The sequence below is a fragment of the Pantoea wallisii genome (assembly GCF_002095485.1).
Classification (GTDB): Bacteria; Pseudomonadota; Gammaproteobacteria; order Enterobacterales; family Enterobacteriaceae; genus Pantoea; species Pantoea wallisii.
Genome location: NZ_MLFS01000038.1, coordinates 41,306 through 48,433 on the forward strand (window position 1 = coordinate 41,306; position 7,128 = coordinate 48,433).

Genomic DNA, 7,128 nt, shown 5'->3' on the forward strand with positions numbered 1-7,128 from the left:
TAGCAAGGGCTATTAGGTTATCACACAGACGCGAGGAAGCGCTCAAGCTGCTGCAGAAACAGCGCCGGTACCTCCTCGTGGGGCGAATGGCCGCAGGGTAGCGCGTAACCCTGTACGTCGTCAGCGACATCCTGCCAGGTTTCCACCACATCATAGAGCTGGCCAACCGTGCCCTTTTCGCCCCATAACGCCAATAGCGGGCAACCGATGCGTCTGGCGCTGTCGGCGGCGTCATGCTGCAGATCGAGGCTGGCGGCGGCGCGATAATCTTCGCACACCGCATGAATCATGGCCGGATCCTGATAGCATCGCAGATAGTCGTTGAATATCTCAGGCTCCGTGGCACCGGGCGTTTTCAGCTGACCATCAATGTGTTTACGCAGAAAGAAAGCCGGATCGTGACCGATCATCGTCTCCGGCAGTGGCCAGGGCTGAATCAGGAAAAACCACCAGAAGTAGCGCGTGGCAAATATTTTATCGGTGCGGGCGTACATGGTGGCTGTGGGTGCGATATCAACGAACACGCAGCAGCTCACCTTCTCCGGGTGATCGAGCGCCAGGCGATGTCCTACACGCCCGCCCCGATCGTGCCCGACAAAGGCGACGCGCTTAAGCCCGAGCGCATCGATCAGCTGACTGATGTCTCCGGCCATGGCGCGTTTACTGTATGGCTGATGCATCTCATCGCTGGCGGGTTTGTCACTGTCCCCGTACCCGCGCAAGTCCGGGAGGATGACCTCGTAGTGCTGCGCCAGCTGAGGCGCTATTTTGCGCCATGCCAGATGGTTTTGCGGATGGCCATGTAGCATTAACAGCGGTGCGCCCTGCCCGCCACGCGCCACGCGAAGCGTCACGCCGTTGTCCAGCGTGACATCCTGCAACGTGAAGCCCGGAATAAACGGCGATGGGCCCCGGGCGATAATCTTGCTCATCCCCGCTCCTGTGTACGTTGCAGCCACGGACGCTGCGCAAAGTGTTGCGCTTCAAAGGCGCGAATATCCGCCTCATATTGCAGGGTCCACTCAACGGCGCTGCCGCCACCCAGCAACATGTCACGTTTCAGTGCGCTCACCATGAAAGGGATGATGTCACCCTCGCCGAAAGTAATGGTCTGTTGTTCAAGCGACACGGTGATGGTATTGCGTGCAGCGTCACCGGCTACCGCGATCAGCCGCTGATAATCATTATCGCTTAAGGTTAGCGTCAGCACGCCGTTCCGCTGACAGTTGTCATCAAAGATGCCGGCGAAGCTGGTGCCGATTATCGCGCGGATACCCAACTGATGCAGCCCCCACACCGCATGCTCCCGGCTTGAGCCGCAACCAAAGTTCGGCCCGGTCAGCAAAAATGTGGCTCCCTGCCAGCCGGGCTGATTAAGGATGAACTGCGGATCAGGCGTGCCGTCAGCCAGAAAACGCAGATCGAAAAATACGCCACGATCCAGGCCCTGGCGATCGATGCCTTTAAGGAACTGCTTGGGCATAATCACATCAGTATCGATATTGGCTGCCGGCAGTGGCGCCAGCTTACCGGTCATGCGCTGAAAGGCTTGCATGTCAGACCTCCGAATGCATGTAGCGACGAACATCCACCAGATGTCCCGCCAGTGCGGCCGCCGCCACCATGGCGGGACTCATCAAATGAGTGCGGGCGCCAGCCCCCTGGCGGCCGGGAAAATTGCGATTGGTACCCGATGCACAGCGGTCACCCGCGGCCAGCACATCCTCATTCATCGCCAGACACATTGAGCAGCCTGACTGACGCCACTCAAACCCGGCATTGATAAAGATAGCCGCCAGCCCTTCGGCTTCAGCCTGCAGCCGAACCTGCGTCGAGCCCGGTACGATTATCCCCCGTACGTGGCGGGCGATTTTGCGTGAGCCGATCACCGCTGCGGCCGCACGCAGATCCTCAATGCGGCCATTGGTACAGGAGCCGATAAACGCGTGCGTAATGACAATCTCCTCCAGCGGCATGCCGGACTCCAGCCCCATATAGCGCAGTGCACTCTGCATCGCCTGCTGTTTAGTTCGATCGCGCTCCTGCGCCGGATCGGGCACGCGTCCGGAGATTGCACTGGTCTGATCCGGACTGATCCCCCAGGTGACTTTAGGCTCCAGCGCCTCGCACGCCAGGCTAAGCCGCCGATCAAACTGCGCATCGGCGTCGCTGCGCAGCGTCTGCCACTCGGCTTTCGCCTGCTGCCAGAGTGCGCCGGTCGGCATCTGTGGCTTGCCTTCAATATAGGCGTACACTTTCTCATCCGGCGCGATAATGGCACCGCGCGCCCCGGCCTCTACCGCCATGTTGCACAGGGTCATGCGCCCTTCCATGCTCAGCGCATCAATGGTGCTTCCTGCAAATTCAATGGCATAACCCGTCGCCCCGGAGGCACCAATCTGCTCAATCAGCGCCAGAATGATATCTTTAGCCGAGCAGCCGTAAGGCAGTTCACCGCTCACCGTGACCAGCAGGGTTTTCAGCTGGCGATAGATCAGCGTTTGCGTTGCCAGCAGATGTTCAATCTCAGACGTTCCAATGCCGAAGCCCAGGGCGCCAAACGCGCCATAGGTTGTGGTATGGCTGTCACCTGCAGCGATTACCATGCCCGGCATGACCAGGCCCTGCTCGTGCGCGACAACGTGTTCAATACCCTGACGCGGGTCCAGCACATCAAACAGTTCAATACCAAAGTGCGCGGCATTTTCCCGGAAATACTCAACCTGTAATTGACCGCCGGCATCAGTCATGGCGGCATCGCGCAGCGGCCGGGTTGGGTTAACGTGATCGACATTAAGCAGGATGGTCTGCGGATGGCGCACCGGGCGCTGGCTGTCGCGCAGGCCGCTAAAAGCCTGCGGACTGGTATATTCGTTGAGGATGGAGCGATCAATATAGAGCAGCACATGCCCCTCACTATCTAACCTGCGCACCACATGCTGATCGATCAGCTTTTCGTAGAGTGTTTTTCCGGCCATGCTGTTGCCCACGTCAAGGATGTATCGGCTATAGAGAGTCACCAGGGTACTACAGTTCATGCCGGGAGAATGAACACGCTTCGTGCAGAGCCTGTGCATGATGTGTGGCGACAGCCGCGGGAATTATTTGACCTAAGTGTCATAGCCCGATATAAATAATAACCGCGCCATACTCGCGGATATTTGACTTATATTCCTCTCGGCACCCGGCATATTCTGCGCACTATTTCCCCGCCTCTTCTCTTTTATAAGTTAAGTAATTAACACCAATACTTTATTAACTAAAAATAACTTAATCTTTTCGTAACAATCTTTTAATTTGCTCAGCGAATTTTTAACGTTCATCTGCACAAAATTGATAAAGACAGGACTGGCATGACTCAGACCAAAAAAATTGTGTCCGCGCTTTCGCTGACGGCACTGCTTGTCTCTTCAGCGGTTCACGCTGAAAACGCACCAGAAAAAACCGACGTGCTGCTGATTGGCGGCGGCATCATGAGTGCTTCACTCGGCACCTGGCTGCAGGAGTTGCAACCGGGCTGGAAACAGCTGATGGTTGAGCGTCTGGATGGCGTCGCGCTGGAGTCGTCGAATGGCTGGAACAACGCCGGTACCGGCCACTCCGCCAACATGGAACTGAACTACACGCCAGAGCGTGCAGACGGTTCAATCGACGTGACCAAGGCGCTGGAGATCAATGAATCCTTCATGATCACCCGCCAGTTCCTCACCAGCCAGGTTGAGCGCGGTGTGCTGCACGATCCTCACTCGTTTATCAACTCTACCCCGCACATGAGCTTTGTCTGGGGCGACAAAAACGTTGAGTACCTGACGAAGCGTTACGCGGCACTGCAGAAAACCACGCTGTTCCAGGGTATGAAGTTCTCGACCGATCACAAGCAGATTGAGCAGTGGGCACCGCTGGTGATGGAAGGCCGCGATCCGGCGCAGAAAGTGGCTGCGACCTGGACGCCGGTGGGTACCGATGTTAACTACGGTGAGATTACCCGTCAGCTGATCGGCAGCCTGAAAAAAGATCAGAACTTCAAGCTGGAAACCTCCTCTGAAGTCACTGATTTTAAACGTAACAGCGACAACTCCTGGCACGTCACCATTAAAGACGTGAAGAGCGGCGCTAACCGTGAAGTGGACGCGAAGTATGTGTTCATCGGTGCGGGCGGCGCAGCCATTAAACTGCTGCAGAAAACCGGTATTCCGGAAGCGGACAACTACGGTGGCTTCCCGGTTGGCGGTTCGTTCCTGATGACTGAGAATCCGGAGATCACCAGCCGTCACCTGCAAAAAGTGTACGGCCAGGCTTCGGTCGGTGCGCCGCCGATGTCGGTTCCGCATATCGATGCGCGTAACCTCGACGGCAAAAAAGTGGTGCTCTTCGGGCCATTCGCGACCTTCTCAACCAAGTACCTGAAAAACGGTTCACTGTTTGATCTGCTGAGCGCCACCACCACCAGCAACTTCATGCCGATGACCCACGTAGGCATTGATAACTTTGACCTGGTGAAATACCTGATTGGTCAGGTGATGCTGAATGATGATGACCGCTTTGCTGCGCTGAAAGAGTACTATCCGAATGCGCGTAAAGAGGACTGGAAGCTGATTCAGGCCGGTCAGCGTGTTCAGATCATCAAGAAAGATGCTGAGAAAGGCGGCGTGCTGAAGCTGGGTACGGAGATCGTCACCGACCAGCAGAAAACGGTTGCGGCCCTGCTGGGTGCGTCACCGGGTGCCTCAACGGCTGCACCGATCACGCTGGACGTGATGAAGAAGCTGTTCCCGGAGCAGTTCGCTTCACCGGAGTGGCAGCAGAAAATTCGTAGCATCATTCCAAGCTTCGGTCAGAAACTGAATGGTAACACCGCGCTGACTCAGCAGGTTTGGGACAATACTGCCGCAACGCTGCTGCTGACTAAACCGCCAGTGATCAACATGGGCGATCAGCAGGCTGCACCGCTGCAGGCGAAGCCGCGTGAAGAGTCTGCAAAGCAGGATATGGCGCTGTAATCAGCCACATCTGCTGCAAACGGTAATGCTGAAAACCGGTTAGCGCTTAATGCGCTGGCCGGTTTTTTTTCGTCAGGCCTGCCGGGGTTGCGCAGCAAAGTAGCTGTTAAGCAAACGCCAGAGGTAGTGTGCTGCAGGCGTCATGCGGTGATCGGTACTGTGCAACAGATGGCACTGACTCTCGTGCGCGATGCGGTGCGCTATCGGCACGGCAACCAGCTGATCATGATACTGAATACTTTGCAACGTTTGCGGCGTCATAAAGGCAACGCCCTGTCCCGCCTGACACAATGCGATCGCGCTGGTGAACAGGTTGCAGCACCAGGACGGCGTCAAAATCAACCCTTCGCTTTTGAATATGGCATTCAGATAGCGCTGTAAACCGAAGTGTTCGCTCATCGCGATTAATCGCTGCTCCGACAGAAGCTGTGGGCTAACTGAACTGAGTTCAGCGAGTGCATGGTCTGGCCGCACAATGGCGCAAATCGGGCCACGGCGGAAACTGTTGCACTTAAAGCCTGGCGGCCCGGCGGGGCCAAAGCTTACCGCCATATCCACTTCGCCTTTTCCCAGCAGCGTAAGCGTGGTCTGCATATCTCCGGACTGAATATTCACAAACACGCCGGGATAGGCCTGGGAAAACTCGGCGATCACGTTGCGGATGACTTCATCAACCATCCCCTGTCCGATGCGCAGCGTAATCGTTCCGCCGCGCATGTGGCGCATATCCTGTAGCTGCCGCGCCAGCTGTTTACGGCGCTGAGCGGTCAGCGCGTAATCCTCGGCCAGCAGCCTGCCCGCTTCGGTGAGCACCACGTTGCGTCCGCGCCGCTCCAGCAGCGGCAATTGTAACGTTCTCTCCAGCAGGGAGAGCTGGCGGCTGACCACCGAGGGATTGATCCCCAGCGCATCCGCGGCGCGCCGAATCCCGCCGTGCATCCCCACTTCATACAAATAACTGATGGATTTCTCCGGATAGGTGGAGAGCGTCATATTTTTCACTTATTCGTTGCTCACAGAGCAACAATAATAGCCATTACGCCTCATTTTTTTACAGCATTTAATCTGCGCATACTGCCTGAGCAAACTCAACAGACAGGGTAATTACATGAAAAATATACAAACCTGGTTAGCCCGGCATGCCGATGAGATTCTGGGTGATATCAGACGCCTGGTACTGGCAGAGTCACCTTCGCATGACAAAGCGGCGGTGGATGCCTGTGGTGATGTACTGGAAGCCATTTTTCAGCAGCGGCTCGGGCTGAGTGCGGCGATCGCCGAACAGCGCGATTACGGTAATCATCGAAAATTTGTGCTCGGCACCAGCGGACCACAAACCACCGTGCTGGGCCATTTTGATACCGTGTGGGATAAAGGGGAGCTGGCGCTTCGTGAAGCGGACGGTAAGCTCTACGGGCCGGGTATTCTTGACATGAAATCAGGTTTGATCCAGGCCATCTGGGCCGTCCGCGCGCTACAGGCTTGTAAAGGGCCGATTGGGCAGCGCATTGTTTTCCTGTGCAACAGCGATGAGGAGCTGGGCAGCCCCAGCTCCAGCGCCTGGATTGAGCAGCATGCGCAGGGTTCCGCACAGGTGCTGGTGGTTGAACCGGCTGTCGCGGGCAGCGGCGCGCTGAAGGTAGCACGCAAAGGTGTTGGCCGCTATGAGGTCAGCATTACCGGCCAGGCTGCCCACGCGGGCAATAACCCCGAAGAGGGTGCCAGCGCCGTTCAGGAGATGGCAAAGCAGATTATCTATCTGCATAGCCTGAATGCGCCGGAGCGTGGTACCTCAGTGAATGTCGGCATTGCGCATGGTGGTAGCCGCGTGAACGTCGTCGCCGATCGTGCACAGCTCGGTATTGATACCCGGGTAACCTCAGAAGAGGAAGCTGCGCGCGTACACAAAGCCATTCGCCATCTCACGGTTGTAGATCCCCGCGTCACCCTGCAGGTGACAGGTGAACAGAGCCGCCCGCCAATGCGCCAGACGGCCGCGTCCCGTGCGCTGTTTGATCGTGCGCAGCAGGTGGCGCAACAGCTGGGCTTCTCTCTTGAGGGCAAAGCCGTAGGCGGCGGCAGCGACGGTAACTTCACGGCCGCGCTGGGCCTGCCAACGCTGGATGGC

6 protein-coding genes are annotated in these 7,128 nt (G+C 57.1%); 2 read left to right on the forward strand and 4 right to left on the reverse strand.

The features are described from left to right. Positions 1-20 precede the first annotated feature (20 nt). The 3 genes from HA48_RS13995 to leuC are packed head-to-tail and all read right to left on the reverse strand — an operon-like array spanning position 21 to position 2,978. Positions 21-932: an alpha/beta fold hydrolase gene (locus tag HA48_RS13995; RefSeq protein WP_128601859.1), complete on the reverse strand. Its 912-nt coding sequence runs from the start codon at positions 930-932 to the stop codon at positions 21-23. Further along, a complete protein-coding gene (gene leuD / locus HA48_RS14000) occupies positions 929-1,555 on the reverse strand; it encodes a 3-isopropylmalate dehydratase small subunit (protein ID WP_128601860.1) in 627 nt (208 codons plus the stop codon). The genes HA48_RS13995 and leuD overlap by 4 nt, the downstream gene beginning before the upstream one ends. A gap of 1 nt (position 1,556) precedes the next feature. Next, the gene (leuC, locus tag HA48_RS14005; protein WP_128601863.1) at positions 1,557-2,978 is read right to left on the reverse strand and encodes a 3-isopropylmalate dehydratase large subunit; all 1,422 of its coding nucleotides are present in this window, start codon (positions 2,976-2,978) and stop codon (positions 1,557-1,559) included. A 375-nt stretch (positions 2,979-3,353) separates the two neighbouring features. Between leuC and mqo the strand changes: the two genes are divergently transcribed. After that, positions 3,354-5,000 (forward strand): malate dehydrogenase (quinone), encoded by a 1,647-nt coding sequence (gene mqo / locus HA48_RS14010; RefSeq protein WP_128601861.1) that lies wholly within the window; start codon positions 3,354-3,356, stop codon positions 4,998-5,000. Positions 5,001-5,072: 72 nt separating this feature from the next. On the opposite strand, the gene HA48_RS14015 is transcribed toward mqo, so the two are convergent. Next, positions 5,073-5,993, reverse strand: a complete 921-nt coding sequence (locus tag HA48_RS14015) for a LysR family transcriptional regulator (protein ID WP_128601864.1) — start codon at positions 5,991-5,993, stop codon at positions 5,073-5,075. A 115-nt stretch (positions 5,994-6,108) separates the two neighbouring features. On the opposite strand from HA48_RS14015, the gene HA48_RS14020 reads away from it, so the two are divergent. After that, positions 6,109-7,128: M20 family metallopeptidase (locus HA48_RS14020; RefSeq protein WP_139807989.1), on the forward strand; the 1,020-nt coding region annotated here is incomplete at its 3' end.

What these genes read in the sequence shown, in the direction of transcription:
- HA48_RS13995 (WP_128601859.1), bottom strand. Translation starts at nt 932, where the DNA reads ATGAGCAAGATTATCGCCCGGGGCCCATCGCCGTTTATTCCGGGCTTC.
- leuD (WP_128601860.1), bottom strand. Translation starts at nt 1,555, where the DNA reads ATGCAAGCCTTTCAGCGCATGACCGGTAAGCTGGCGCCACTGCCGGCA.
- leuC (WP_128601863.1), bottom strand. Translation starts at nt 2,978, where the DNA reads ATGGCCGGAAAAACACTCTACGAAAAGCTGATCGATCAGCATGTGGTG.
- mqo (WP_128601861.1), top strand. Translation starts at nt 3,354, where the DNA reads ATGACTCAGACCAAAAAAATTGTGTCCGCGCTTTCGCTGACGGCACTG.
- HA48_RS14015 (WP_128601864.1), bottom strand. Translation starts at nt 5,993, where the DNA reads ATGACGCTCTCCACCTATCCGGAGAAATCCATCAGTTATTTGTATGAA.